This is a genomic window from Aminobacterium mobile DSM 12262 (genome assembly GCF_000526395.1).
Lineage (GTDB): Bacteria > Synergistota > Synergistia > Synergistales > Aminobacteriaceae > Aminobacterium > Aminobacterium mobile.
The window spans coordinates 946,182-973,084 of sequence record NZ_JAFZ01000001.1 but is presented as its reverse complement, the minus strand read 5'-3'; the positions used below and the strand labels follow the sequence as shown (position 1 = coordinate 973,084).

The window sequence follows — 26,903 nt, the reverse complement described above, 5'->3', positions numbered from 1 at the left end:
CATCACTCCTCTATGGAAGAAAGAACTGGTTCGTCTACTAAAATCCCTTCCGCCTTTTTGAGACGGACAACTGTATACGCATAGTTTCGAAGAGCTGCAGAGTGTTCCTGCATAGCTTGGGTTAACGAGGCCCGGGCATTTAAAACATCAAGCTGAATACCCACGCCCTCCCTATATCCAACTTCCGCAAGACGAAGGGTCTCTTTTGCCAAATCAAAATTCACTTTAGCCTCTTTTAAAACTTGAGCAGCCGTATCTAAATCTAAATATACAGACTGTACTTCTGTTCGAATAGCCTCTTCTTTTTTTTCTACCCCTCTTTTTGCCTGTTCCAACAAGGCTGTTTGCTGAACCACTCGCCCATGGGTGGTACCGCTATCTATGATGGGAATATCAACATTTAGGCGAGCGAGCCACGTATCTTTTTTATCGTATCCTGTCTGGTTCGGATCATCGTAACGATACGATCCTGATACAGATACAGAAGGCCTTAGTCCACTTTTAGCTATCTCTACCGACTGCTCCCGCTCCTTAACCAGGTTTTTAGCTCTTAACAATTCTGGGCGGAGTTCAAGCGCCTTCGCTAAAGAGAGAGCCGGATCTCCTCCATCTATAGGAACATACGCTATTTTCCCCTGTACCATATACGAAGCGTCAGGAGCGAGATTCAATAGTTCAAAAAGATCGAGGTGGGCAGTTTTAAGGTTATTCGTTGCCCGAATCAATGCCGATCTATTTTCTGCAAGTTGTTTCTCAGCGCGGGTAATTTCAAGCCCCGTAGCCAGGCCCAGTACCCGTTTTTTCTTAACTTCTTCCAGATATTTTTCTGCAAAAGCTAACGCGTCTTCAGCAGTAGCTACATTCTCTTTTTCCAGCAAAACAGCATAGAAACGATTATAAACATCAAGAGCTATCTGTTCTCTGGTTTCCTTGTAAAAGTTTTCAGCTTGTAAAAGGCCATAGGAGGCTTGCCGCTTCCCCGCCCTGATTTGTCCCCCTTTGTAAAGAGGCTGGGTGAGGGTCACGCCAGCACTATAAACATCTTCTTCAAGGATGTCTTCTTTCCCTGCCTCACGGCGTGTATAGCTGGCTCCAGCATTGAAGGTGGGAAGACCTTCTGCATCAGCTTCAACTATCTTCCCCTTGGCTCGAACAAGTTCTTCTCTGGCAGAAAGGATATCCAGGTTTCTCTCTTCTGCCAGTTCCAGTGCCATTTTGAGAGTTAAAGGCTTTTCATCAGAAGCAAGAGCGCTGGAATATGTTCCCGCACAGCCCAAGAGCACTCCACATAAAACAACAACACTGTATATGCTTTTTCTTATTCTCCTCATTTTTCCCCTCCGCCCATACTCGTACCAGGATTGCCAGCCTGAACTACTGTTTTTTCTCTTCCTCTGACGCGAAAAAACAACACTTTTACTTTCTCCTTCACATCTCCAAGAATAACGTAAACCGCAGGGATAACGAAGAGGGTCAAGAAAGTCGAGGTCAGCATTCCACCAATAACAGCAGTAGACATGGGCTGTCGAATTTCGCCGCCTTCGCTCAGCCCCAACGCTATAGGAACAGCTGCGATAACTGTGGATAGGGCCGTCATTAATATAGGCCGTAACCGAAGGGGAGCTGATTCTTCCATAGCAGTAAGCCCGTCATATCCTGCTGCGCGACGCTGGTTGGCGAAGTCCACCAGGATAATAGCGTTGTTAACAACTATTCCAACAAGAAGGATAATACCCATCATGCTCATCATATCTATTTCCATTCCTGTTAACAACAAAATAAAAAATACACCTGATGTCGCAAGAGGTAACGAGAACATGACCATTAAAGGATAGAGGAACGATTCAAACTGGACAGCCATAACCATATAGACCAGAACGATAGCAATAGCTAGGGCCATTAAGAGTTCTCTGAAGTTCTCTTGCATATGTTTCGATGAGCCAGTTGGTATAAGTCGTACACTGCCATCTACCGGAGCATTCTGCTCAAAGGCATTCATAACAAGAGCCATTCCTTCTCCTGAAGATATCCCGGCAGTATTGGCACTTACAGTAAGGGAGCGCTGTCGATTATAGCGTTTTACCAGAGTTGGTCCGCGCCCTTCCTCTACTTTAATGAGTCCAGGGGCCTTCACTAATTTTTTGCTCCCATCTTTGAAAGTAAGACTTTCTATATCTGCCAAACTTCGACGATATCCTTCTTCGGCCTTCACTCTAATGTCATATCGATATCCGCCGTCTTTGAAAACTCCAGCCTTGACTCCACCAAAATACGCCTGAATATCTTGAGAAAGGTCTCGTACGTTAATATCCATTTCATCGGCCAGTCCACGATTAATGCTCACATTTATTCGAGGGCTATCGAGACGTACGTCTGTGGTAATGTCAGCTAAACGATTATCTTTCTCAAGATCCTTTTTCATCGCTTCTCCTATACGGGAAAGCTGCTCCGTGTCTTGCCCAACAAGAGTCAAAGTAATGTCGGAGCCCCACGTTCCAAAGGTAAGTTCCGCATCTTTGTACGAAGAAAACTGTTTTCTCATCTGTCCCATAATAGCCTTCGAAGGAACTCGCTGTTTGCGAGGAATGAGGGTTACATTCAGCGCACCTTTATTTACTTCCTTCCCCATTCCAGAACCGATGGTACCGTAGGTGTAAGCTACCTCAGGGTATAAACGAACAGATTCTCCTAGCTCGAGAAGGAATTGTTTCGACTCTTCAAGTGACGTCCCTGCTGGGAGCTCAAAGCTAATGGTAAAGTCTCCCCGGTCCTCGTTAGGGAAAAAGCCCGTCCCTAGTCTGCTGGCGACGACAAGACCTACTATAAAGAAAACGCTCGCCGCTCCGAGAACGAGAAAGCGATGACGCAGACAGACATGCAATGCCTTCTTATAAGAGTTCTCCATCTCTCTAAGAAAATTCTCGATTTTAGAAGCTATTCTCCCTGGGTTGTCTCTCTTCAGGATTCGAGAGCAAAGGAAAGGAGATAAAGTGACAGAAAGAACCAGAGAAATAATGATCGTCATAACAACTGTCATTCCAAAGGCGTAGAAAAATCGCCCGATAATTCCACCCATAGATGCTACTGGAGCAAAAACACATACTGTAGTTGCAGCCCCAGCTATAACGGAGAAACCTACTTCGCTTGTGCCTTCAGATGCTGCCAGAAATGCCGTCTTTCCTTGTTCCATGTGACGATGGATATTCTCAAGAACCACTGTAGTTGCGTCAACAACCATACCTACCGCCAGAGAAAGGCCCATCATGCTCAAGTTGTTAATGGTTATTCCCAAACCTCGCAATACGATCAAGCTCCCTAAAAGACAGACAGGGATCGTTACTACCGTTACGAAGGTCGCTCGGAATGTTTGAAGGAAAAAAAGCATGATCAAAGAACAAAGCCCAATTCCGGCAAGCATATCCCACCCTACACCAGTCATCGATTTTCGAACGAAGTCAGAAGTGTCTGAAAGTACCAGAAGTTTTACACCTTCTGGAGCCAAATTCTTTAGACCGTCGAGTTGCTTCATTACATCATCAGCCAATGAAACTTCGTTAGCTCCACGTTGCTTCAAAATATCGAGAAGGATGACCGGCTCTCCATTATAGGTAGCCACAGACCGGATGTCTTCGAAGCCATCTTCTACCTTTGCCACGTCTTGAAGGCGTATAACGGCGCCATCCCGAGAAACAATAGGGAGGCTCTTGAGTTCTTCAACAGAACCATATTCTCCTTCAAGCCTGATGCTGAGTTCTCGGCGGTCAGATTCAAGACGCCCGGCAGGGAGTTCTACGTGCTTATCTTTAATGGCGTCCCGAACATCTTGCACCGTTAAATTTCGGGCCTCAAGAAGTGCTGGATTTAGCCACACACGTATCTCCCTATTTCGCAGGCCGATAGTGTCTACATTTCCTACTCCATTAACGGCCTGGAGCCGCTCTTTTACAACTTTATCAGCATAGTGAGACATGACCCGATAAGGGGCTGTCCCTACAACACCTAAAGTGATAACCGGACTATCGGCAGCCGAAAACTTCTGAACAATGGGAGTGTCAGCTTCTACCGGCAAATCAGCAATGGCCAAATTTACTTTATCCCGAACATCTGCCGCTGCCGCATCTATGTCTCGACCAAGCTCGAATTCCACTATTACGAGAGAACGCCCTTCATAGCTGCTAGAACGAATACTCTCTATCCCAGAAATGGTGTTGAGCTGTTCCTCCAACACATCTGTTACGTCATTATCCATAACGGTAGGGCTAGCGCCTTCCATTGTGGTAGAAACTACGACTAATGGAAAATCTACGTCTGGTATTCGCTCCATTCCCATATTTCTCATGGCCAAAAGACCAAAGAAAATAAGAGCAAAGGTTCCAATTAAAACAGTGACAGGTCTTCGTAAAGAAATATCGGTAACTTTCATAGGCTTCCTCCTCTAATAATTGGAGCTGCTAATCCATCTAAAATAATAGAAACAATATCGTTGTCCATATTTTTTTCTGTTATATCGAGATAGCCAAAAGCCGTTTGTCGCGAGAGGCCAGTAATAAGGGAATGGATCATGGCTTCAGCAAGGATTGGATTAACGACGCGAAACTCGCCGCTAGAAATTCCCTCCGCAATAATTTGACGAACACCATTTCGTATAAACTGAAGCGGATGCTCTTCTGGGTTATAGCTGCGGCGGAGCTCTACATCCTCATGAAAAGCCAATATCATTGCTGAATTTATTTTACGATTTTGTTTCATGCCGTTTAAGACGGTTTGTATAATATCAGCTAGTGCTTCTTTCATACTTGACGGCGAATCGTCTATTATAGAAGCCACTTTCTGGTTTAGAGGTTCTACATTCTTGTCTAGCACAAAAGCCATAAGCTCGCGCTTATTTTTAAAGTAGTTATAGACAGTTCCTTTGGCAACGCCAGCCTGCTGGGCTACCCTATCCATAGTCGTGCCTTTCCAACCGTAATCTTCTAAAACTTTTCGCGCAGATCTGTATAAGAGGTCACGCATTAATTCTCCTACTACTGCCTTTTTCTTAGAATGAAGTCGAGACATTAAATTCCCCCAATACATTTGACTCTGAGGCCCAAAAAATGACTTGATAGTCAACTTGAGCCATTATAAAGGATTTTATTAAGCGGTCAAGGGGGAAAACACGTAAATGAATGTACCTTCATTCTGTAGGCTTTCTTTAAATAATCGTGTAGAATAATATTAAGGAAATAACAATATATTTCATATTTTATATGGAGAGCACAGGATATGAATTCTATAAGCGGAATCAGAAACTGGTGAGGTTTCGGATATTCGCGCCAACGAGGTCGAATATGAATTTTATACGTGAAGTCGATTTAAGAATGAAGGGGAAAGAATTCGAACACTTTCTCTGGAGTCAAAATATCCATCACTCCCTTGTTTTTAGTTCTATAGGACTTTTTGTAGAAAGCATGGCCTTTGGGTATGTTTTAAAAGCTAAATTAACTCGTTACTTCCCTTTTTACATCACTCTTTTTCTTGCAGCTCTTGGAATCATTCCGCTTTTAATATACCTAAATAAAAGGAAGATGGATTTTATGCCTCGTGGAGGAAATGTGTTTGGATGCTTTTTCCTTTTCGCTATTCTTATCTATGCATCTTTTCTCAGCATTATGAACCAATACTACACAGGCGCTATTTCTGAATACATTATTGTAATGTTTAGCCTTGCTTCCTTTTTCTATATCCCCTTTTTACCGTCACTGTTCATATTTATTGGTTCGCATCTTTTCTTTACTTACACTCTTCTTCATATACATTCCCACTACCTACTTCTTCAGGACCACGTTGTCAATTCAACGGCGGCCCTCTGCCTCGCCTTTTTCATTTCCAGGCTTACGTATAACCAGAAAATTACGGCGTTCATAAATAGTAAAACCATTGAAGAACAAATGGAAGCACTGAGAGATCTTTCTATAAAAGATGGAATGACTGGCCTTTTCAATCACAATTACATCTGCACGCGGCTGGAAGAAGAAATACGGCGTACTAAGCGGTATAAAACCCCCCTCTCCATCGGGCTCTTTGACCTCGATGGTTTCAAAAATGTTAACGACACTCATGGTCATCAAGAAGGTGACGCTATTCTTATTTACGTAGCACAGCAGATGATGGAAACCTTTCGAGATACCGATCTCATTGGGAGATATGGAGGAGATGAATTTCTTGTTATATTTCCAGAGACAGAGGTGGAAGATGCCGTCATTGCCGCAGAAAGATTTCGCCAGGCCTTAGTGACACCAGACAGCCAAGGATCCTATACGTCTATTTCCGTCAGTGGGGGGATCGTAAAATTTAATGATGAAGATACCCTTGAGGCATTTATACATAAAGCAGATATTCTTCTTTACAATGCGAAGAATTTAGGGAAAGACCAAATATCGTGGTAACGTTGGAATATATTGACTTGAGAATGCATTATCTTAAAGAAAAGATTGTTGCTGCTTGGCAAGAACAAAAAAGGTTGCCCTTATGAGGCAACCTTGTATATTCATGGCGGAGAAGGTGAGATTCGAAAATTCGCTTGCCAAAAACTCCCAAGCCCTGATGCTATCTATGTCTTACTTTTTTGTTTGTCGTAGCGAATTGTATCAGTTGAAGTCCACTAAGACAACTCAAGGACATTGGAGAAAATATTTCCCCCCATTTATTGCTCCATACTTAATATCTGTTTTGCTTCCTTCAGATTAATCCTAGCCTGATGTCCATGTTTTTCAAGTAAGTGGAGGAGGTTTGAACCATTTAGTAGCGTTATAGGCTTTCCCTGGGCAAACTCATAGGCATCTGGACCATAATCAGAAGTTGAGATTAGTATACCCTTTGTGGCCCCTTCATTCATTACAGTTCCATAAAGATCCCTCACCGCAGATACACCTACTGTATTAGTATATCTTTTAGCTTGAATGATGATTTTACCGCCCCTGATAGGATCTGGGTCAAAAGCTATTGCATCTACTCCCCCATCTCTACTCCCTTGGGTAACTTTTACCTCTCCACCATTTCCAGAAAACTCCTTTTCAAAGACCTCTCTGATTAAATGCTCAAAATCTTGCCAATTCATCAGAGCAAGGTTTGTATCGGGACTAACTCCTTCAACTACTCCATAAGCATCAATAAAACGACTATCTTTACGATTAAGCTCAATAACAGGAGCAATAGGAGTTAAACTATGAAGAGCAGAACTGCCCACCCCTTTTAGCTTCTTGAAACACTGTTTAGGATTTATCTTGGTTAGGTTAATATCTGAAAACTCTTCTTTTTCCACAAGTACACTTAAGATACATGCTCTGATATCCTGTCCTGTAGCAGGATCGATAGATTCAACAATCCCATTAAATGCAACGGCACACAATGCATCAATCTGATCATTCTTGAATAATTCATAGATAGTCCGAAGACATACTTGATATATGGCATCATCGTAAAGCTTTTTGCTTGCCGAGTCTGTAATAAACTTCTCCTGATATTCATCTCTGGAAGCTATGTATTTTACTTCTTTGAGCCGAGGAAGATCTTCTGGACTGGGGAGTTGATAATCAATGACAAGAACCTTATTATCAGGAGTATATTCAATATCGAAGTTTTTCGGAAAACTCTCTGGATAAGATGAATCTTCTAGAACTAGCTTTGCTTGAAACTCAACTCCATCTTTAGTAACAACCCTATACTTTTCTTGCATTCCATCAAGATACAAATTAAAAGCTCTTACCTCTTGCACAAATTCATCTCTACCTTTTTCCCATTGTTGTATTTGTATTTGATAGGTTGCTGTCTTTTCTTCATGCTTAGTTCTAAGCTCATTGACCTTGCCTTTCCATTCATTAACGTCCTTTATAAAGTTTTGCGATGCTTCTTCTTCCTTGGCTTTTTTCCCTCCAAAGATAGAACCAAAGAAACCAATTTTAGGATTGTATTTTAAGTCAGTCCTTTTAGGTTCTATTGGAAATGATGGTTTCTTAGGAGGAGCAGGTTTAGGAAGGTGATAGTTTTCAGTTTTCTTGGCTTTTTCCCAATCAACGACAGTGGTATTTTCAACCCCACTAACTAGAAGAGCTTGTATCTCATTAAGCCTTTTACTCGCTTCTTCACTTTTTTCAACTGCAATCCGTTGTTTCTCTTCCTTCAGTTGCTTTTCATTTTCCCTGTTTTTTCGCTTCTCTTCACGTTCTTGCAATTTTTCCCATTGATCCATCCATTGATTCGTTAGATTACCAAGTTTTATCTCAAGATCATAAGGATCGTTACTTTTGATTAATTTGATTTTATTTAGACCATCGTGAGAAAGCTTATAGCAATAGTCACAGCGAGAATCAAAAAGACGCGTTACAGAAAATTGATCATCCACATTCACAACTTGATCATATTTCCTTGGCAGTTTAACAAATTGACTCATTGAAAGCTCCCCTTTCATCTAAAATCCTTGATAAATCATTAGACCGTGTAGAGAGTAATTCGCTTGCTCAATGAGTTGGTTAGTTTAAGCTAATAATGGACAAGCTATTTAATCATAACACAACAGAACATACAGCAAACATTTTGAGAGGCAGTATTTAGCGAATAAAACACAATGTTATTTTGTTACATTCGAAAAAGCCCCCCCAATTAAGCATTAACAAGGCTTAAGAGCAATTCAACTTAAGATGTATTTTTTAGCGTTGACTTTAAATGTAACTTAATATATTTTCAATGCATTCTTTGTTACTTTCATAAGGGGGATTAGCATGGAATTTGTTCAACCAATAAAAAACAGGAAAAAATAGACAAGATGAAGAGGTTACTCAAAGCAAAAAACCTAAGAGACTAAGCCCTGTTCACCCTTGGCATTAACTCAGGACTGAGGGTGTCAGACCTTCTGTCCCTCAAGGTAGAGAACGTAAGAGATTCAAAGGGAAGGATTAAGGATAGGATCGTACTTAGAGAAGCCAAGACTGGGAAGGCTAAAAACTTTCCTATAGGAGACTCTGCCTGCGATTAAACCACGAGGATGCACGATCTGAACACCTTCCTGTTTTTTTCACAGTCTTTAACTCAGGAAACACTCGCTTGTTCCCCTCAGCTTTGACCTTTGCCACAAAGGATGGAAACCTACGCAGCTCCACAAGAACGGGATGAAGAGAGGCTAGCCTTATTCCTGCTAGGGTCTTTACAAGTTTTTCCCCCTGATTATTAATATCGATACCCCATACACTATCCACAACCCTTACATCATCAACATGGAGTTGACAAAGCTCTTCTATTCTCCCTACCCGTAAAAAGTTTTTGCAGATCATCTTTAGCAAAGGGCACTTTGTCAGATTTCTTATCCTTGGACCTCAGTTTTTTCAGTGGTTCACTTAAACCAGATACATTGTTGTAATCCATAGAGCCCAACCATATAAGAAAACAACCAAGCTTTACCAACCTGTTATTGACAGTGTTTGTAGATTGCAATTTATCTTTGGGAATATCTAGAAAGGTTATTTCAACCAAGGATAAGTTTTTATAACACTTTTTACTCTTGTAATGCTTTGGTAGTTTCATGACTATCTCTCTGAATTGCCTTACGTGATCCTTGGTTATGAAAGAGGTGTCAATATCGCCTACTAACTCAAGAAAGAGTTTCAGGTCAGGGGTCATATCTTTGAGAGAAGACTTAGACCATTCCCCTGCTCTCACCTTTTCATCAACATATTTATCTATTGCGTCTGACAGGGAGAAGGCTTTGAATGCTGTGGGTGAGGGGATACTATTATGTATTTGTACTTATGTACTTATGTACTTATGTACTTATGTACTTATGTACTTGTAAAACAGGGTCTGTATCATAAATACCGTACTTTCTATCTTCAAGAACCTTAAACCATTTAGGTAGCGCCTTGAGCAATTCCCTGCATAAAACCTTATAGGAAACAGAATCACGGTCGAGCTTTATCCCCCTATCTTCCAACAAATTATCCACAAGATATCTAACCCTTGTATAATCATTCAAGACTAAATATTCCTTAAAATTTGATGGAAGAATAAAGAGGGCTTCGTCCTCTACTTCCTATTCTTCCACTGTCATTGGCCTAGGAGCTAACGCCCTGTCTAGTTCGTCCTCTTCAAGTCCTTCTTTCATCCAAGTATCAGCTAGTTCTTTAATCTGTTCTGCAGTAAGTTCGGACATTGGCTCTGCCCCTTTGTGTACTAAATTCATAAGTTTATGCACCCGCACAGCCAATACCCTTGACCTTGCTCTAGCCTCACGCAGATAGCCTGTTCTTAAAGAATAGCGTATTTCAGTTTTACCGAATGTCTTTCTTAGACCAAGGGGAATGGACATACGGGAATAGTATATTTGACCTTGTAAAACCAGATATGAAGGAGATTTACCCACAGATAAAGTGAAGACTTCCGGCCTCCTTGTACTAGCACTTTGTACTAGTTTGCCTTCAGTAAGACATATGAGGGTAAAAAAATGTCCCTACGCTGTAATAGCGAGGGACGAGATATCAAATGGCGGAGAAGGTGAGATTCGAACTCACGGAACCTCTCGGTTCAGACGCTCTCCAAGCGCCCGCCTTCGACCACTCGGCCACTTCTCCTTACCAGCAACGCTGGGTATTATAACAACTTCCCTAGATTTTTGCCACCCCTTTCTTAAGAAAAACCCATAAAAGTCTTATTTATTACAACGGGACGTAATGGCTATATAAACTAAGGGGTAGCTTCCTATGTTCTCAAGAGAATGCTCTAGACCTCGCTCTGTCAAAATTACATCTCCTGCACCTATTCTTTCTTTCTGTCTCCCTTCCGTGTACATGCCAATACCATACACAATAATTTTTACCTCTTCGCATCCTTCGTGTTCATGGATAGGAATAGATGCGCCAGGTTCCATTTCCACCCAGCTTATTTCATGAAACATACTCTCCTCGTAGAAATCATCTGGATGAATAGAGCGGCTTTCCACTCCTTCGAGGACTCCAAATAAAGGATGGCTTTCAAGCCCCTCTATTTGGCTTGATCGAATGATCATGTTTTAGGCGCCTCTTCACTTTTTGGCAGATGTACTAGAATTGTGCATGGTGCGTGACGTACAACTTTGGCGGCAACGCTTCCAATAAAGAAGCGCTCCAGGTTGCTCAATCCTCTATGGCCGATAAGAATAAGTTCATATTTATTCTTTTCTGCCATTTTTAAAATCTCTTCGTACGGAGTGCCTGTAGTGAGAACAAATTCAAAAGGCGTTGCTGAAACTCCAGCGTCTCTTAACCCTTTTTCTATCATGTTCAAAAAAGATTGCCGTATGGATTCTTCATTATAGTGAGGTGGATAATCAACATATCCAGGTATCGTAAGGTCTATACGGGTTAACACGTGAATAAAATCTAAACGCTCAATACTGTTTTTCTCTGCAAAACGAAAGGCATAACTAATGAGGAGCTGACTATTCTGACTCTGGTCAATTGCTACTAACGCTTTTTTCATACTCTCATCCCCTCCCTTCGTGTGACTTTATTATAGATCAAATATATTCAATTTTGCAATTAAGTATACCTAAACTTTATGCGCACTGTTATAAAGAATCTCACTACAAAGACCTCCTTTTATTGAGGAGATGGGGGACATGATGCTGCAAGGAATCTTACTGATATGTTATTTACTGTAAGCTTCTTCGTGAGACAGAGGTACCGTTCGTTTCCGACTGGTGGAAACGCGCAATTGGCTGTAAGCTTCTTCTTGGGGCAGAGAGACCGCTCGTTTCTTCCGATTAGCAGATGGAGGACATTATTTCATACACATGTTTTATTCGTATTATGTCTAAGAAGAAAGAGAATAAAAAAATAATTTGTTAGACCCAAAATTCAGATTGCTGAAAAAGGCAAAGGGTGATAGTCTTTCCCCGGATTATTTTTTGACTACAGGAAGGGATGGAGATATCTCGGATGAAAATTCAAGTGAATTCAGAAATTGGAAAGCTCAGAGCGGTGATGATGCAATCTCCCGGTAAGGGCATTGAACGATGTACCCCTCTTAATATAGGATCTTTGGCCTGGGATTCTGTACCAAGTCCTCATAAAGCCGCAGAAGAGCATCAGAAGTGGGTAGAAGTAGTAGAACGCTTTGGAGCCAAAGTTTACCTTTTCGAGGATTTGCTTCGAGATGTTCTTGCTATCCCAGCCGTGAAAAAAGACCTCATTGCTCAGATAGTTAAAACCGAACAATCTTTTATAACGCAGCAAACGATGAGTGTACTGCAAGAATATTTGTTGAGCCTTCCTCCCGCAAAGCTAGTAGATCAACTTTTCTTTGGAATGACAAAAGAAGAACTGAATAAGGCGACTCACGAAGTTTCTCTTGTAGATCTCGTGGATATGGGAACACACATGTGGAGCCTATTCCCTATGTCAAATATCCTTTATTCCCGAGATTCTGCTGCCGTGCTGGGGGATGGCGTCGTTTTCTGTAAAATGTTCAATCGGGATCGCATTAAGGAGCCCTATTGCATTCGATCTATTCTTAGGAATCATCCAGATTTTAAAGATCTCGATTATAAAGTATGGTATGGAGAAGACCAAGGAGATACTACACCTGTGGAGGGTGGGAATATTCACTGCTATAGCCGAAACGTTTTTATTATCGGCATCAATGAACGTACCCATCCGGCTTCTATAGAAAAAATTGCCCAAAGGACAATGCAAAATGGCGAGATTACAGATGTTCTAGCACTTATGTTCGAAAATCCGCGGCTCAGCTCTACCGATTCTATTGGGCTTTCTGTACACGTGGATATGTTCCTGAACATGATCGATCACGATGCATTTCTTTTCTTCCCCTACATAGAAAAGAAGCTCACTGTGCTTCATATTACCCGGGGGAAGCAGGGACGCCTTCGGATTAAGAGAGAAAATTCCCTCTTTGGGGCTATTAAGAAAGTGCTGAAGTTAGACTCTTTGCGAATTATAAAAGTAGGTGGAGACGAAAGTGAAGCCATTGCATTTGCAGAGCAAAGAGCGGGGTCAGGAGGGAACACTTTCAATTTAGAGCCAGGGAAACTCTGTATTTGGGATCGCAATGTGGCCACAATAAAAGCTCTGGAAAAAGGCGGTATTGATGTGGTTACTATTGAGGCCGACGAACTTGTTAAAGGCGGCGGCGGACCTCGATGTTCCACTATGCCCCTCTGGCGCGATAATATTTAGGAGGGCTTTCGCCCTCCTATTTTTTTAGTTTAGGTAATGTATTAGCACCATGGGGCATAAGCCATGTTTTCAGCTGAGTCCCCTTTTTTTGGTAAACCATCTTTAAGGCCTCATCGAGGTTTTTCACTACCGTAATGCCCGTTCCCTTGAAATCGTCAGGGGACATTTCTGTGACTAAATAGAAATCCCAGTTCTCTGCCACATATCCAACTATGTACCCTATATATTTAGCGATCGTAAACTCGCGGCGTATCTCTTTTTCCCGCTCTACTGTGTTCGGGAATTGTTGAAGCATATATTGGACTTCATCGTTGCCATACCCTTCATTACAAGCACTTAATATGACAAGCGAGCCACCGTGGGGAGCCGCTTCCATAGCGTTAACAATCACTTTTGATGATTGATAGAAGTTAATGTCTTTCGGGTAGCCTCCTGCTGTGGCAATAACAAGCTCACCTAGCTCTGGAATAATGACGCCATCTTTCCGATCAACGATTTTGGTTCCCTCATAAAAAGCTTGTTTCCAATCTCCAGCTATGGCAAAAGCTATTTTCCCGTCGTTTCCTGGTATAACATTGAACAAGAAAGTGGGCTTCACCATCTCTGCTGCTTCCAGCATATCCAAATGTATGTAGTTATTCTCAAAATTCCCAGGCCGACAGTCCATGTTGCGCCCCTTCCCAGGTTCAGGATCTAAAACTCGAGCATGGTTCGACATGACAGTTTCATAGGAAGAAATACCCGGCAAAATTCCTTTACGGCCACCTCCCCATCCCGCCATAAAGTGATACCCGATAGCTCCCGTTATAACAATGTGGTCACATTCAAGAGCTTTTTTATTGACTTTAACAGGCGTACCGTAGGATGTAGTCCCAATATAAACCATGTCTTCATGTGCAAGACATTTATGATCCACTACAGTAAATCTTTTTGACAATTCTTCCCCCAAAAGCTGGCTATGCTCTTCAGGCGTTTGTTCTCTATGAGTTCCCGTAGCACTTAGAAAGAGAATATCTTCGTCTCGTATCCCTGCTTTGTTCAGTTCATCAACTATAAAAGGCAAATAGACCCACATTCGCTGCCACGCCCTGGTTATATCTGACACTATTATGCATACTGAATCGCCAGGTTTTACCAGTTCTCCCAATCGGGGTGAGCCAATAGGATTTTCGAGGGCACGACGTATAATTTCCTCTTCGGAGCCCTCTGAGGCAAGTGATTCGCTATCTATTACTCCGAGTAGATTGTTGGAGGGAATAGAAAATTCCACACTTTTCTTCCCATAATTCATGGCGTATGAATACATTTAAAATCCTCCTTATGCTGAAAAGCAAGATATGTATAAAGTAAGTCCAGCGCTGCGTATATGTTATGTCGCCTATAGCTCATCCAGGATTTGGAACAATGGTCACCTCCTATCGTGTTCTGGAACGCTTTACCTGCTTTGGATATTCAGATATAAAAAAGCCGAAACCCTATACAAGGTCTCGGCCGCTCTACTTATAGAGTTATTACGCTACCACTTGAGGGTAGGACCGACGTGTAGAAGAAATACAATTAGCATCAACATTTTACATATGGTCCCTCCTCTTTGTGTAGATTTGTATTTACATTGTATTGGTTCGCGATGTTATCAAAGCTTCGAGTTTTTGTAAAGGACAAAACAGAAAGAAACTTCTATCAAATTAAAGATAGTTGAACAGAACATTGTTATATTAGTGACATTAGTGATTCCCTCTATCAAGACATTCAAAGAAGTCTGAGGCCTTTGACGGCGTTGCTATTCGTACATAGTTTTTCCCCAAATTGGGATAATCTTCCCCTGATCGTACACCAATTCCTTTCATAGCGAGAGAGGAAGCCAGATGTATGCAGGGGGAATTCAGAGACACGAGCAATATGGGGCAATGATTATACGTGTTTGCCACAGAATATCCTCTCTCTTTAAGTCCTGCAATCAGCTTCACCTTCTCCTCTCCTACCAACTTTCGGACTTGCTCCAAGACAGCTCCACCTCGCAAGGCTTCCCTCGCTAAAAGGGTGCTTACAGAAGAGACAGGGAAAGGGAGGTTCACTTTATCGTAGTATTTCCAGAGGTCCTCACTAAAAACTCCATAACCGACACGAGTTCCTGCAAAATGGAAGCCTTTTGTAAGGGTTCTGGTTACAATGAGATTTTTATATTTTGATATAAGTTGCATGGCTGAAGCATCTTTAGGAGCATAATCTCCATAGGCTTCGTCGACTACCACCACAACCCCAAGGTCACGAGCTCGAGCTACAAGTGCTTCTATTTGATCAAGAGGAATAAGCTGCCCCGTCGGATTATTAGGGTTATCTATGTAAAGTAAGGTCTGTTCCTTTTTTAGTGCATCAAGTAAAGAGTTCACGTGGAAAAGGAAGTTCTCTTCTCGTTTCATCGGAACAGCTTCAAAACGAGCCCCAGACACTCGAACCTCTGTAATATATTCAACGAACTGCGGCGTATACCCTAAAACAGTCGCGCTTTCATCAAGAAAGATTTTATTGATTCTTTCCAGAACTTGCATTGATCCGCAACCAATTTTTACCTGCTCTTCTTTGATATCTGCATACTCTTTCCAGTAGCGACAAATTTCTTCTGACAAAGCTTTATACGAAGTATCCCCCGTTTCCCACATGTTTGTTATCCAATCGTAGCCACGGATAAACGCTTCAACTTCAGGAGCGTGTGGCAACGTCGATTCAAGACCATTGCAATTCAATTTTATAGAATGCACTCCGTCTTCATGAATGTAGCTTCCACGTTCAAAATCTCTTAAATGATGCCGAACTTTAGGGCTCCACATGAACCTTCACCTCCTCTAGGTTTTGGGAAATAGATACAGGTGCTATTTCTTTTCCTCTCAAACGCATAAGACCAACTGTCACCAGAGGCAAAACCATAACAAAAAGAAAGTACCAGGCCATAAAGGAATATCCACGCGCAATAAGTGCCACGAGCCCAACCTTAGCACTGATAAAACATACAACTAATACGAAAAAACCCACAAGGCCTCTCGTTCGAGGAGACATTTCCCGACCTTTCTCCTGATAGACCGAATTGATACGCTCGTTGAGGCCATGTACGAAGCCTGTAATTGTTTCTATGCTCGTTCCGAAAAGCATTAATACATAGGCAGAAAGAAGAACGCCTCCACCAAGATCATTTTTGAGGATGCTGAAGACAGGAACCGGATCCTGTAAAATTGAAGGATAGGCAGGAACCATAGCTAGATACTCAATACTGGCAGGAATCATCATTACGATGGACGAAACAATGCCATTTATAACAGCATCGCGCCTCGTTTTAATTGTATCTTTCAACGCATAAAGGACAAGCAAAAAAGACACCATGTTATAAAGTGTATATTTTATGCCTCCCATAACCCAATTGGTGTTTTCTGTAATGTCGTGATTTCGAAGCATATTTCCAAAGACCCCGTCCATTCCAAAATGACGAATTGCAACAGCGAGAAAAATAAACATTACTGCATAGAGATAGAAAGACCAATATGAAAGAATAGTGGAAATCGCTTTTCCACCAGCGAAAAGAAGCGCAGAAGTCCCCACAAGAAGAATCGTTACCCCTACCCAATAAGAAACGCCAAACCACTGTTGAAGAATAGTGCCTGCAGCAGAAGACAAAATACCACCTACAAGCACCACAAGGAAAATATAACCAACTTCAAAAACAAGCCAACTAGAACCTGGAAGCAAGCTTTGGAAAAAGCTGCGATAGTTATAAAGATGAAATTGACGAGCGTAATCAAAAGTCAGGATACCTATAAGGGCAAAGCAGAATGTGGAAACTGCCATACCATATAATCCCTGTAACAGTCCATGCATCATAAAAAACTCGACGAGTTCTCGTCCCGTAGCATAACCTCCGCCAATAAGCACAGATTGACATAAAAAACCAATCATGAGCCATCGGCTAAACCATTTAACCTGCGTGATATCAAGAAGTTGCGAAAGGATAGTTCCCTTCTGGGCATCCTCTTTCATCTTTCTCACCATCCTTTTCAGTTATAACTTATTAAAAAAGCTACATTCTGTCCCGGGAGCCGTCTCAGGTACGGTCATCTTATATTATTAAAGTGCTAATAAGAGCTATATACCCGTCACCTCTTTCTCGCTCTAAAGGTATAAAAAAAGGCGGAGCCCCTCCCGTGTAAGGAAAGGGGCCCCGCCCTAAAAGATCAACGCAACTAGGCGTCGATCCCAGGAGAGGGACCCACGCTAAAATAAAAATAAAAGAAACCGTCTCTATTCGTTGCCTGCTGAACAATCAGCTGGCTCTTTAGTATTTCATGAATTTTCTCTCTGTTCTTCATGGTATGGAAGATTACCATTTTTCCATATATCCGTCAAGATCTGCCATGTATATTTTATTACGTTCCGGAAAGTAACAGTAATAAGCCTTGCTTATCTTGTCAAAACCTACTATATGTATTTTATTACCAGGCAAGAAAGATATTTCCCATCCTCTATAGACTTGATCATAAAAAACAAACTCTCTAATGAAAAAGCGGCTCTTGCCATGGAATACACCCCGAAAGTTGGACGAGGAATCCAACATCTAGAGGTGCTGAACACCATAACAAGAGCCGCTTCGTTTTTCTGGCGGAGAGGGTGGGATTTGAACCCACGAGACGGGTATGAGCCGCCTAATCGATTTCGAGTCGACCGCCTTCGACCACTCGGCCACCCCTCCGAATAAGCAAACGTGAGCATTATAGCCATTTTAACTATAGATGTCTAGATTCCGACACCTGTAAGGAAACCGTAAAGAATTATATCATAGCGCTTTTTGAGATTTTAAACGCATTAAGGAACCTTAATATTGTGCAGATACACTCCCTTGGCTATTTGGGATACAGGAACTGTGCAAATATCCGCTCTGTGAGCGCTCTCGAGATAAAATCTATCGTCTCTCAGGCGCAGCGCTAAGATCGGCGTTTCTCAAAAAAATCCCAGAGAAGTCGAGCGCTTTCTTGGGCAAGAAGCCCTTTTCTTATTTCACAACGATGGTTGAGCCGCTGGTCCTGTACAATGTTATAAAGAGTTCCACACGCACCTGTTCGAGGATCCGAAGCTCCATAAACCAAACGATCAATTCGGGCTAACACCATGGCGCCAGCACACATAGGGCAAGGTTCAAGAGTAACATAGAGTGTACACCCTTTCAGGTTCCAAGCACCTAGATGAGAAGCTGCCTGACGAATAGCTACAATTTCGGCGTGAGCCGTAGGGTCTGTATCTTTTACATTTCCACCATGCCCTATAATCTTCCCTGCTTTAACGACAATGGCCCCTACCGGAACTTCTCCCCTCGTCATAGCCTCTTTAGCTTCATCCAAGGCTTTCTTCATAAAAAATAAATCTTCATCCATCAATCTCTCTATCCTGCCTTTCTTTAAGTGCATTCAATGCGTTTTTATAGAAATTCGGCTGGCGTCCTGTCACAACATTCGTTCCAGGTATAACTGTTTTGTTATAGGCCTCCACAGGCACAATATATGAAGAAATACACTGATCTTTCCCGGGCAGAGCGGCGGCGAGTATAGACCCTGAAGGAGAAATAATAAGGGAGCTATCTTCATCCGCCACAATATTCCGCATGAGGAAAACCTTATTTTCAGCTCCGCGACATTGAGCCACGTTTCGAGAAATTCTTTTTGGGAAGGAATCAGACCAAAGAAAAACTTGGGCTCCTTCCAGCATAAGACAACGGGCTTTTTCGGGAAGAGACATTTCGTCATCTACTATGAATCCCAAGCGACCAGCTTCTGTTTGAAAAACCATGGGATCATGATCATCCTGATACAAAGCAGGCCCGTAAAAATTATTTTTCGAGAAACCGACCATGGCTTTCCTCTCTTCTCCATTTAAGCGAGTTTTACCTGAAAGACATACAACTGTACCGGAGGAAAGAAGAGGCTGCAAATAATGTACGAGACGATCCAAAATCTCTGCCTCTCCGCTATCTGGTAAAAGGATAAGGGATGAATCCTGATCCTGAAGAATGCGAATCATTCGAGACGCTGAGGCAAAATAATGCTCTTCGTCGTACCAGGAGAACTGTGCTACCGAACAAAGCAGACCTGTAAAAGCCGTGAGCTCTTTTGTAAAAGAAAAAATAGGTAGCGACTCCAAGGAGCTTCCAAGTCTGGAGAAAAAGCGGTGTTCCGGGTACGGGCGGTGAGGAGGTGGGGTTATAGACGTATCTATAGCTGCTGTTATTACTTCCTCTTGATTAGGAGATGCTTCCGCTACAATGTGACCATAAGGGTTAATGATACAGCTCCGCCCCGTGTTCAGAACGGTGTATGCTTCCAGACCAATTTTATCGCATACAATAATCCACACACCATTTTCATAGGCCCTGACAGGGAGCATGTATTCAATCTGGGGGTTATTTAATACGGTCGGATCTGAACCTGACGTTACGAGATTCGTCATATCTATAATGACCTCCGCCCCTTTAAAGGACAGTATCCTGGCTATTTCAGGGGCACGGCCATCAGCACAAATCATGAGCCCTATCTTTCCTAGAGGCGTTTCAATTACAGGGAATTCTTCTCCTGGAGCAACATATTTAGAGTCAAAATGCCACAAATTAGACTTATATACTCTTCCTGCTATCTGGCCTTGTGGGTTCCATAAAACTCCAGCATTACGAAGCGATCTCCCATGGAAAAGGTACAGCCCCATGGCGACATAAACACCGTATAACGCTGCTTTCTCACCTATATGCTCCATAAGTTGGGGGGTTCTTTCATGAGCCAATCCTGCCGCTTCAGGATTTTCCCCCAGATAGTAGGCTGGCCAGGTGCATTCGGGAAAAACTATGAGATCTATATCATCCTTTTCGCATACTGTATCAATAGAGTCTAAAATTTCTTGCTCTGTTTGCAGGTACTGACTCACATTCCTTGCCTCCATTTGTACACAGGCGACACGGAACATAGCCCTTCCCCCTTTCTACAGTTGCACTTTTATAACTATCTTTCGTATATAGCTAGGTTCTCTACAAGAAACACATCCTTTATGGACGTCCTGAGGATAGAAAATAACGAAACGTCCTGGATAATTCTGGAAGTAGAGCCCTTCATGTCCATCATAGAGGGCAAAATCTCTGATTTCGTCGTAGGGAAGGACAAGATGCATGCTCTCGAGAGGAGCATATCCAAGCCACTCTTGACCAGAAAGAAGGCATTGAATATCAATATATTTACAGTGAGCTTCCCAAACCTGGGCCTCCTTCGGCTTTGTAGTAGCTGACTGGAGTATAGCAAAAACAGATGATCCTTCTATTTCATATTTCCCATCCTCCATTGCGGATGGATCAAAGGTTTTAAGAAACTCAAAAGCTCGCCGTATCCTCTCCCCCATGCAATAGTATGTGCTTGCATTCCCCAAAGTATCGAATATCAATTTCACCACTTTCCCTTCGTTGTTATATTTAATGATACAATCCAAACCATGGTAGCGTACTCTAACGCGTAGGTGGCCCCCTTTGCTGGGCTGTGTAGACCGCACCTCTGCTGTGGAATTTCGTACTCTGGCGTAGAGGTGGCTTGCTTTGCCCTTATATTGGAAATGATACAATACTCTATGTAAAAAAGCAGGAAAGGAGCGTTATCTGTGCTTTCCAAAATACTAAATATATTTGGGATTCACCCTAAAAAGCTGGTACCTTTGTCTGCTGCTGATATTGTGCAACGTTCTCGAGAGGCCAATCACGTTTTAGAATGGAGCCGAGGGAAAAAACTCACGATATTCAATCCGCCTTTTTGGGGCATTCACCATATTTTCATCGATCATAAACTTCAACATGGAATGATCTGCGTCAAACAGGATCGCTCGGCTTTCGTTTTTTACGGAAACGCTTATGGTCCCTACCGATGGGAAAAATATGACGATGATCTCAATGTCATTGATAGAGGCCTTATAGAGACCCAAGAACTTACATGGCTCATCTACCAAGACTACATCATTTACAATGGCCCCATGCTTCCTGCTACAAATAAGCCCTATCATTGGGGACGAGTTATTCAAGTAGACTCCTTTAACGAGGAAATTGACGAAACATGGGCTCTCCATATTATTCCCTACATTAAAGAAACGGCCAATGACTGTCAGTAATGATGGTATTTATACCTTGTCGCACTTAGCACTTACAAAAGAAGAGACTCATCGCCGGCCCTGAAGAGCCATATTCGTTGAAACCGCCGCTCTATAAACTGCCAAGCGATGCGTTATTTTATGGCAAGTAGCGAAAGATTTTTTTTAGCTCGTCGAGTTTTAAAATAAGAGGTGCTATTTGTTCCAATTGCTCTATTCCCTGTATATCCGAGTCAAGTAACGGTATATATGTTACTCCGAGGTCCCCAAACAATTCGTTAATCTGGTGGAGGTACTCTTCTTGTTTTTCTCTGCGCTTTTCAAAAAAAGAACCTGCTTCTTGGGGTATTATTTTATTTACAACAACACCTCCGATTGTAATGTTGTGCTTCTTTAGTATTTCTATGGCCCTTTTCGTTTCGATAATAGGTAGCTTTTCTGCGTTTAATACGAAATAAAAGGCTGTATGCTCACGATCTGTCAGGATTTTTCGGGCAAGAGCAAATTTGTCTCGCCTTAGTTGGAGCGTTTCTATGATAGGATCTTCTTTTATTTTTTCCTGAAGGTCTTTATCGTATCGTGCAGCAGCTTTCATAAGCTCCATGGCTTGAGCTCGCTTTTGGATAAGATGTTCAATCCATATTCCAAGAATTTCCGGGAGAGTAAGAAGTCGAAGGGTGTGTCCCGTAGGGGCTGTATCAAAAACAATAACATCGTAGGGGTTTCCTATGGTCTCCATAAGTTCGATGAACTTATCGAAAATTGCCGCTTCTTCCGCACCTGGCGACATATAGGCTATCTCTATTTGACGTTTAATTTCATCTACAATAGCAGCACTTACTATATTCAACATCTTGTCTTGAATAGCTTTCATATACTTTTTAGCTTCTTCTTCAGCATCAATCTCTATGCCCCAAAGGTTTTTACCTATATGAACGACTTCCAAACCAATAGGCCTGTTAAAAGCATCTGCAAGGGAGTGGGCAGGATCAGTGGAGACTACTAATGTTTTAATGCCTCGCTGAGATAATGCCAAAGCATAGGCTGCAGCACATGTTGTTTTGCCCGTTCCACCTTTCCCTCCAAAAAAGGAGAACTGTCGCTTCACCACATCTGTCATAAAAAGAAGCCCCCTTAATCAAAATCGTATTGAGCCGCTTTCTCCGCGACAATAAATTTTCGGTTTTGCATTCTTCGTTCCCAAGGGATTAGATCTTCAGCGAAATAGGGGAGAACTTCTAACATGTAGTATGAAATCGGGTTGGGAATTCCCAAAAAATCTCCAAAAAGCAAGAGCATGAGGTTGTCGTTAACATCGAAAGCCTCTTTTCGAACCACTGCCATTCTTTTATTTACAAAAGTTCCATGTGTAAAAGCTTTTGACCAAAAAAGAACTTTCGAAAGAAAATTTTCTCCTTTCCTTTCGTCTTCTTCGCTAAACATTGTAGACACCTCTGCTTGATTAAAGATTACTTATCTCTATCTGAGGCCAATACTCCTGCTACAGCAAAGTCAGATTTCTTCATGTCTGTTATTATGATACGAACCTTTTCGGCCGGTACATCGAGACATGAACATATAGTCTGGGTCATTTCATGCACAAGTCGTCGTTTTTGCTCTACTGTTCTTCCCTCAAGAATATGCACGTTCACTATTGGCATGTGAATCCCCCTCACTTTATTTAAAAGTCAAACTATTATGTATTATACTCTTTTTTAATGAGTCATTGCTTCCTGCGCTGCAAAGAGAAGCATAAGATACGGATCTTCAACAGTATTATGGTAGGGAGAATGGACAAAATAATGAGAGAATAACTCAAAAACAGTTTCCCTTCGCGTAATAATATCGATAAAACGTTCCGTTAAGAAGAGAGGAGATTCTCCATCAATGACAACTTGGAATCCTATAATCTGCCCCTTTTTCAGTCCTTTTTCGTCAGTTGCAGAGACAATAATTTTCCAGAGCCCCTCCTTCCCGTTCGGCATAGCTTTTTCACGGGTATAATAGGGCAATGTAAGGGAAAAGGCCTGGATATCTGATGCATTTGCCAATTCCTCCGTCCACCCTACGCTCCCCCAATGAAGGTCGAAGATGGCGCTCAGACCCCAAACTGTTGCAGGCGGCAAAGACATGGTTTGCCCCATAATATTGAAAGATGCAACAAGTCCCTGACGCATAGCAAGAGTGCCTATAAGAGGCAAAATAGGGCGTCCCGTAACAGCATCCCTGATTTGAGCAGCGTCGCCAACAACATATATATCAGGATGGGATGACTGCATTTTTTCATTGACCACTATACCTCGCTCAACAGAGAGTCCAGCACTTTGAGCTAGTGTAACGTTGGGACGAACGCCTGTTGCGAAAACAACGCCATCAGTCTCTATCTCCCTACCATCAGAGAGGATTACCCTGTCTGGTTTGACTTCTGTCAGCTGAATATTTTTATAAACAGAGACTCCCCATTCAGAAAGACGGTCGTTGACCTTTTCTGCCATATCTTGATCCATGGCTGCAATAAGATGAGGCAAAGCCTCAACTAAAGTGACAGTGAGCCCTCTATCGTGAAGGGCTTCCACAACTTCTAGCCCTATAGCCCCACTGCCTACTACAACGGCTCGCCCACTCTTTTCTGCAAAAGCATCAAGTGCACGGGCATCGTCTGCCCCACGCATAACAAAAATATTTTCAGCTAATTTCTCTTTAGAAACATATTCGCGTCCAACCATAACTTCCGTCAGGTCTTGTTTATACCCTTCCTTATCTGATAAAAGACCCTTTACGGGAGGAATCCAGGGAACCGCACCAGGCGCGAGTAATACTTTTTCAAAATAAATTTCAAAGGGACCTTCTGTGCTCATTCCCCTTGCAATATGATTCTCTGCATCTAGCTCAGTTATAACGCCACGAATAGCATCCTCAACGATCTCAGGAGGCAAGCGATCCGAGTTCGCCAAGTCAACAACTTCTTCTTCGGGACCGCCTGGAATAAGTTTTCTCCCAACGCTATAAGGAAGCGAGCAAATGACAGTAGGATCCTCGTTCATCACAATGGAAAGGCTCTTTTCACCCATGCGTCGAAGTGCTATATACGAAAACCTTCCCCCCGGGCCCCCTCCGATAATGAGTACTCTTTTCTTTAATGTCAGCATAACTCCACCTCCGCAATGATTGTATATTAATTTTAACATACCTATCTGGGGTATATCAAGGGGTTACAAAAAAGCCCGGCTTTTCACCGGGCTCAAAAACCTTATTTTATATTGAAGAAAGGCTCTGTACGAAACAAGTTGTCTTATATGGCCAAAGATATTCCGACGTTACCTTGATTGAAGAAAGGCTCTGTACCCTTTCCATGCCATATATAAGTCAACTTTGCTAATAAGCTCCCATGGAGCGTGCATAGAAAGTACCGGCACGCCGCAATCGATAACGTCAGCCCCGCGATTTGCCAAAATATAGGCGATGGTTCCGCCGCCGCCTTCATCTACCTTTCCAAGTTCACCAGTTTGCCACACAACATTGTTCTCGTCGAAAAGGGAACGAATATGAGCCATAAATTCCGCGCTGGCGTCGTTAGATCCATATTTTCCCCGACTTCCTGTATATTTCTGCACAACTACGCCATTCCCCATCAAAGAAGCGTTTCGTTTATCAAAAGGCTCGGGATATGTAGGGTCGAAAGCTCCGTCCACGTCAGCAGAAAGAACCTTACTATTACTAAAAGCACGGCGGAGCAAGAGTTCTGAATAATGCTCGTTCTCCAGAGCCAGAAGTTCTGCCACAACATTCTCATAAAAAACAGATTCCATGCCGGTGCTTCCCATACTCCCAATTTCTTCCTTATCGACAAAAAGAGCAGACGCAGTGTAAAGGGGGGATTCTACATCAAACAATGCCCGTAAAGCAGAGAAAGAACAAGATCGATCGTCGTGCCCATATCCCAATATAAGTCCACGATCAAGCCCTGCGTCACGAGCTCTTCCTGCAGGTACTATTTCAACTTCAGCAGAGGTAAAATCGGCCTCATCAATGCCAAAAACTTTCCCCAGTATTTGCAATACGCCAAGTTTTACTTTCTCTTTGATATCCCCGTCTTCCACAGGGATATGGCCTAAAATAACATTCAGATTTTCACCTGTAATGCCCTCATTCATATTTTTCTCGGCCTGAGCCTTACCAAGGTGAGGCAGTATATCGCTAATAACAAAAAGAGGATCGTCCTCTTTCTCCCCTATATTGACAGAGACAACTGTTCCGTCTTTTTTAACAAAGACACCATGAATAGCAAGAGGCAATGTCGCCCATTGATATTTCTTAATACCACCGTAGTAATGAGTTTTCAGAAGAGCTAATCCGCCCTCTTCATAAAGAGGCTGTGGTTTTAAATCCAGGCGGGGAGAATCTATATGACTGCCGACTATGCGGAGTCCTTCTGACAGGGATTTACTGCCTAAAACAAAAAGCGCCACGGCCTTTCCTCGGTTTACCGCCATTACTTTCATACCTGGCTCAAGCTTTTTTCCTGCTTCTATTACGTTGTTCAGATCTACAAAACCGGCTATTCGAGCCGTCGCCACTATTTGTTCTACACACTCCCGTTCTATCTTCCCCTTATCCAAAAATTGCTTATACTCCTCTGCCAAAGAAAAGACATGGGATTTTTCTGCATCTTTTAATACCGACCAAGCACTAGAAAAAGAATGGAAACCTTTTTCTTTATATTTTTCATCCAAACTAAGATTGTTCACTCCTGCGCCTCCCGCTGTTTAATCAACTCGCTGTTACTTCAAAAACATTGTTTTTCTGAACAAGAGGAACTTTAGTAAGGCGATCTGCCACAGTACTGGCGCCGCACGCTTCTGGTTTGGTTCTACAAATAAAGCCGCACCCTTTGACCATACCTGTTACAGCGCTTACTAAATCTCTCGTAGCGCCATTTTCTCCCACATCAACATGAATTTCAATACTCCCCATATGTTGAAAGAAACTATAATCCTTCACTTTAAGCTCATCAAGAAAACGGGTCGCTAAATCAAGACTCAAAAACACTTCAGTAAACATACGTTCCCGAAGCGAGTATTTCTTCACCTCTCCTCGAGATTCATAAAAACAAATTGCACCGTAACCAACTCGATGCACAATAATAGTGGAGACAAAAACTGTTCTCCTCTCGCGATGCACCTGAGAATCTGTCCCGATAATGAAACGGTATGTTTTACTCTTATCACCTGATACGAAATCCATAACCTTATTTATAGCTTGGCATAAACTAAGGCGACCCCACGTTGGGCTCCTCAAAATATCCCTCCTCCCCCTTAAAAATGATCTCTTTTAGTAAAAAATACATTTTTTTAATTACCAAAAAACAACAGTAGAGTAGCATTTATTTCACTTTTTCACAAGTTATGCTTCTTTCTGGACATAGTAATGACGGCCACCTATTTCCCCATATAAGTAAGGATGATTTCCCAGTTAATAATAAGCCTCAATGCTCATATACAATAATTCGCTTAATTTATAACTATGTATAGTGCTCAAAATATAACCAAACAA

The 26,903-nt window shown here is 42.3% G+C and carries 22 protein-coding genes, 2 tRNA genes and 1 pseudogene; 3 read left to right on the top strand and 22 right to left on the bottom strand.

Going from position 1 to position 26,903, the window contains the following annotated elements:
* Nucleotides 1-2: 2 nt before the first annotated feature.
* The 3 genes from K360_RS0104695 to K360_RS0104685 are packed head-to-tail and all read right to left on the bottom strand — an operon-like array spanning nucleotide 3 to nucleotide 5,058.
* On the bottom strand, nucleotides 3-1,331 hold the full coding sequence (locus K360_RS0104695; protein ID WP_024822027.1) for a TolC family protein: 1,329 nt from the start codon (nucleotides 1,329-1,331) through the stop codon (nucleotides 3-5).
* Nucleotides 1,328-4,423 carry an efflux RND transporter permease subunit gene (locus K360_RS0104690; RefSeq protein WP_024822026.1) on the bottom strand — a complete coding sequence of 1,032 codons (3,096 nt, stop codon included), beginning with the start codon at nucleotides 4,421-4,423 and terminating at the stop codon, nucleotides 1,328-1,330. The genes K360_RS0104695 and K360_RS0104690 overlap by 4 nt, the downstream gene beginning before the upstream one ends.
* Nucleotides 4,420-5,058: a TetR/AcrR family transcriptional regulator gene (locus K360_RS0104685; protein WP_024822025.1), complete on the bottom strand. Its 639-nt coding sequence runs from the start codon at nucleotides 5,056-5,058 to the stop codon at nucleotides 4,420-4,422. Before K360_RS0104685 ends, K360_RS0104690 begins: the two co-directional genes overlap by 4 nt.
* A 272-nt stretch (nucleotides 5,059-5,330) precedes the next feature.
* Here K360_RS0104685 and K360_RS10975 point away from each other — a divergent pair, with 272 nt between their 5' ends.
* Complete coding sequence (locus tag K360_RS10975; protein WP_024822024.1) at nucleotides 5,331-6,428, top strand: GGDEF domain-containing protein; 1,098 nt, start codon at nucleotides 5,331-5,333, stop codon at nucleotides 6,426-6,428.
* 257 nt (nucleotides 6,429-6,685) lie between these two features.
* Here the strand turns inward: K360_RS10975 and K360_RS0104675 are convergent, their stop codons facing one another.
* From K360_RS0104675 to K360_RS0104645, 6 genes and pseudogenes are all read right to left on the bottom strand, one after another.
* Nucleotides 6,686-8,431 carry a restriction endonuclease gene (locus K360_RS0104675; RefSeq protein WP_024822023.1) on the bottom strand — a complete coding sequence of 582 codons (1,746 nt, stop codon included), beginning with the start codon at nucleotides 8,429-8,431 and terminating at the stop codon, nucleotides 6,686-6,688.
* 556 nt (nucleotides 8,432-8,987) lie between these two features.
* Nucleotides 8,988-9,308: a site-specific integrase gene (locus K360_RS11350; RefSeq protein ID WP_156923344.1), complete on the bottom strand. Its 321-nt coding sequence runs from the start codon at nucleotides 9,306-9,308 to the stop codon at nucleotides 8,988-8,990.
* A gap of 914 nt (nucleotides 9,309-10,222) precedes the next feature.
* A pseudogene (locus K360_RS11515) lies at nucleotides 10,223-10,393 on the bottom strand (DUF6538 domain-containing protein); the annotation flags it as partial.
* A gap of 120 nt (nucleotides 10,394-10,513) precedes the next feature.
* Nucleotides 10,514-10,601: transfer RNA gene (locus K360_RS0104655), tRNA-Ser, on the bottom strand.
* Nucleotides 10,602-10,678: 77 nt separating this feature from the next.
* Nucleotides 10,679-11,035 carry a cupin domain-containing protein gene (locus K360_RS10530; protein WP_024822019.1) on the bottom strand — a complete coding sequence of 119 codons (357 nt, stop codon included), beginning with the start codon at nucleotides 11,033-11,035 and terminating at the stop codon, nucleotides 10,679-10,681.
* Nucleotides 11,032-11,487, bottom strand: coding sequence for a universal stress protein (locus K360_RS0104645; RefSeq protein WP_024822018.1), 456 nt, complete (start codon nucleotides 11,485-11,487; stop codon nucleotides 11,032-11,034). Before K360_RS0104645 ends, K360_RS10530 begins: the two co-directional genes overlap by 4 nt.
* Nucleotides 11,488-11,945: 458 nt before the next feature.
* On the opposite strand from K360_RS0104645, the gene K360_RS0104640 reads away from it, so the two are divergent.
* Nucleotides 11,946-13,202, top strand: coding sequence for an arginine deiminase (locus K360_RS0104640; protein ID WP_024822017.1), 1,257 nt, complete (start codon nucleotides 11,946-11,948; stop codon nucleotides 13,200-13,202).
* 16 nt (nucleotides 13,203-13,218) lie between these two features.
* Here the strand turns inward: K360_RS0104640 and K360_RS0104635 are convergent, their stop codons facing one another.
* The 7 genes from K360_RS0104635 to K360_RS0104600 form a co-directional block, all read right to left on the bottom strand.
* The gene (locus K360_RS0104635) at nucleotides 13,219-14,508 is read right to left on the bottom strand and encodes a lactate racemase domain-containing protein (RefSeq protein ID WP_024822016.1); all 1,290 of its coding nucleotides are present in this window, start codon (nucleotides 14,506-14,508) and stop codon (nucleotides 13,219-13,221) included.
* Between the two features lie 418 nt (nucleotides 14,509-14,926).
* Nucleotides 14,927-16,030 carry a pyridoxal phosphate-dependent aminotransferase gene (locus tag K360_RS10970; protein ID WP_024822015.1) on the bottom strand — a complete coding sequence of 368 codons (1,104 nt, stop codon included), beginning with the start codon at nucleotides 16,028-16,030 and terminating at the stop codon, nucleotides 14,927-14,929.
* Nucleotides 16,017-17,228, bottom strand: a complete 1,212-nt coding sequence (locus K360_RS0104625; protein WP_024822014.1) for a YkvI family membrane protein — start codon at nucleotides 17,226-17,228, stop codon at nucleotides 16,017-16,019. The genes K360_RS10970 and K360_RS0104625 overlap by 14 nt, the downstream gene beginning before the upstream one ends.
* A 616-nt stretch (nucleotides 17,229-17,844) precedes the next feature.
* Nucleotides 17,845-17,937, bottom strand: a tRNA-Ser gene (locus K360_RS0104615).
* Nucleotides 17,938-18,169: 232 nt separating this feature from the next.
* Nucleotides 18,170-18,616, bottom strand: coding sequence for a tRNA adenosine(34) deaminase TadA (gene tadA, locus K360_RS0104610; RefSeq protein WP_024822012.1), 447 nt, complete (start codon nucleotides 18,614-18,616; stop codon nucleotides 18,170-18,172).
* Complete coding sequence (locus K360_RS0104605) at nucleotides 18,609-20,192, bottom strand: nitrilase-related carbon-nitrogen hydrolase (RefSeq protein ID WP_024822011.1); 1,584 nt, start codon at nucleotides 20,190-20,192, stop codon at nucleotides 18,609-18,611. Before K360_RS0104605 ends, tadA begins: the two co-directional genes overlap by 8 nt.
* Before the next feature lie 15 nt (nucleotides 20,193-20,207).
* The gene (locus K360_RS0104600; RefSeq protein WP_156923343.1) at nucleotides 20,208-20,666 is read right to left on the bottom strand and encodes a NanQ anomerase/TabA/YiaL family protein; all 459 of its coding nucleotides are present in this window, start codon (nucleotides 20,664-20,666) and stop codon (nucleotides 20,208-20,210) included.
* Between the two features lie 204 nt (nucleotides 20,667-20,870).
* On the opposite strand from K360_RS0104600, the gene K360_RS0104595 reads away from it, so the two are divergent.
* Nucleotides 20,871-21,371, top strand: a complete 501-nt coding sequence (locus K360_RS0104595; RefSeq protein WP_024822009.1) for a hypothetical protein — start codon at nucleotides 20,871-20,873, stop codon at nucleotides 21,369-21,371.
* A 118-nt stretch (nucleotides 21,372-21,489) separates the two neighbouring features.
* Here the strand turns inward: K360_RS0104595 and K360_RS0104590 are convergent, their stop codons facing one another.
* The 6 genes from K360_RS0104590 to K360_RS0104565 all read right to left on the bottom strand — a co-directional run bounded on the left by K360_RS0104590 (nucleotide 21,490) and on the right by K360_RS0104565 (nucleotide 26,648).
* A complete protein-coding gene (locus K360_RS0104590; RefSeq protein WP_024822008.1) occupies nucleotides 21,490-22,470 on the bottom strand; it encodes an ArsA family ATPase in 981 nt (326 codons plus the stop codon).
* Between the two features lie 14 nt (nucleotides 22,471-22,484).
* Nucleotides 22,485-22,793, bottom strand: a complete 309-nt coding sequence (locus tag K360_RS0104585; protein WP_024822007.1) for a DUF7990 family protein — start codon at nucleotides 22,791-22,793, stop codon at nucleotides 22,485-22,487.
* A 26-nt stretch (nucleotides 22,794-22,819) separates the two neighbouring features.
* A complete protein-coding gene (locus tag K360_RS0104580) occupies nucleotides 22,820-23,011 on the bottom strand; it encodes a 2-hydroxymuconate tautomerase (protein ID WP_024822006.1) in 192 nt (63 codons plus the stop codon).
* 54 nt (nucleotides 23,012-23,065) lie between these two features.
* Nucleotides 23,066-24,499, bottom strand: coding sequence for an NAD(P)/FAD-dependent oxidoreductase (locus K360_RS0104575; RefSeq protein WP_024822005.1), 1,434 nt, complete (start codon nucleotides 24,497-24,499; stop codon nucleotides 23,066-23,068).
* A gap of 168 nt (nucleotides 24,500-24,667) precedes the next feature.
* Complete coding sequence (locus K360_RS0104570) at nucleotides 24,668-26,098, bottom strand: aminopeptidase (protein WP_024822004.1); 1,431 nt, start codon at nucleotides 26,096-26,098, stop codon at nucleotides 24,668-24,670.
* Between the two features lie 22 nt (nucleotides 26,099-26,120).
* A complete protein-coding gene (locus K360_RS0104565) occupies nucleotides 26,121-26,648 on the bottom strand; it encodes a ribonuclease H-like YkuK family protein (protein ID WP_024822003.1) in 528 nt (175 codons plus the stop codon).
* Between the last annotated feature and the right edge of the window lie 255 nt (nucleotides 26,649-26,903).

Excerpts from the sequence above, each read along its gene's own strand:
- tadA (WP_024822012.1), bottom strand. The coding sequence starts at position 18,616 with ATGGATGAAGATTTATTTTTTATGAAGAAAGCCTTGGATGAAGCTAAA.
- K360_RS0104635 (WP_024822016.1), bottom strand. The coding sequence starts at position 14,508 with ATGTATTCATACGCCATGAATTATGGGAAGAAAAGTGTGGAATTTTCT.
- K360_RS0104645 (WP_024822018.1), bottom strand. The coding sequence starts at position 11,487 with ATGAAAAAAGCGTTAGTAGCAATTGACCAGAGTCAGAATAGTCAGCTC.
- K360_RS0104585 (WP_024822007.1), bottom strand. The coding sequence starts at position 22,793 with ATGTTTAGCGAAGAAGACGAAAGGAAAGGAGAAAATTTTCTTTCGAAA.
- K360_RS0104625 (WP_024822014.1), bottom strand. The coding sequence starts at position 17,228 with ATGAAAGAGGATGCCCAGAAGGGAACTATCCTTTCGCAACTTCTTGAT.
- K360_RS10975 (WP_024822024.1), top strand. The coding sequence starts at position 5,331 with ATGAATTTTATACGTGAAGTCGATTTAAGAATGAAGGGGAAAGAATTC.
- K360_RS0104695 (WP_024822027.1), bottom strand. The coding sequence starts at position 1,331 with ATGAGGAGAATAAGAAAAAGCATATACAGTGTTGTTGTTTTATGTGGA.
- K360_RS0104690 (WP_024822026.1), bottom strand. The coding sequence starts at position 4,423 with ATGAAAGTTACCGATATTTCTTTACGAAGACCTGTCACTGTTTTAATT.
- K360_RS10530 (WP_024822019.1), bottom strand. The coding sequence starts at position 11,035 with ATGATCATTCGATCAAGCCAAATAGAGGGGCTTGAAAGCCATCCTTTA.
- K360_RS10970 (WP_024822015.1), bottom strand. The coding sequence starts at position 16,030 with ATGTGGAGCCCTAAAGTTCGGCATCATTTAAGAGATTTTGAACGTGGA.
- K360_RS0104640 (WP_024822017.1), top strand. The coding sequence starts at position 11,946 with ATGAAAATTCAAGTGAATTCAGAAATTGGAAAGCTCAGAGCGGTGATG.
- K360_RS0104605 (WP_024822011.1), bottom strand. The coding sequence starts at position 20,192 with ATGTTCCGTGTCGCCTGTGTACAAATGGAGGCAAGGAATGTGAGTCAG.
- K360_RS11350 (WP_156923344.1), bottom strand. The coding sequence starts at position 9,308 with ATGATCTGCAAAAACTTTTTACGGGTAGGGAGAATAGAAGAGCTTTGT.
- K360_RS0104675 (WP_024822023.1), bottom strand. The coding sequence starts at position 8,431 with ATGAGTCAATTTGTTAAACTGCCAAGGAAATATGATCAAGTTGTGAAT.
- K360_RS0104685 (WP_024822025.1), bottom strand. The coding sequence starts at position 5,058 with ATGTCTCGACTTCATTCTAAGAAAAAGGCAGTAGTAGGAGAATTAATG.
- K360_RS0104575 (WP_024822005.1), bottom strand. The coding sequence starts at position 24,499 with ATGCTGACATTAAAGAAAAGAGTACTCATTATCGGAGGGGGCCCGGGG.
- K360_RS0104580 (WP_024822006.1), bottom strand. The coding sequence starts at position 23,011 with ATGCCAATAGTGAACGTGCATATTCTTGAGGGAAGAACAGTAGAGCAA.
- K360_RS0104590 (WP_024822008.1), bottom strand. The coding sequence starts at position 22,470 with ATGACAGATGTGGTGAAGCGACAGTTCTCCTTTTTTGGAGGGAAAGGT.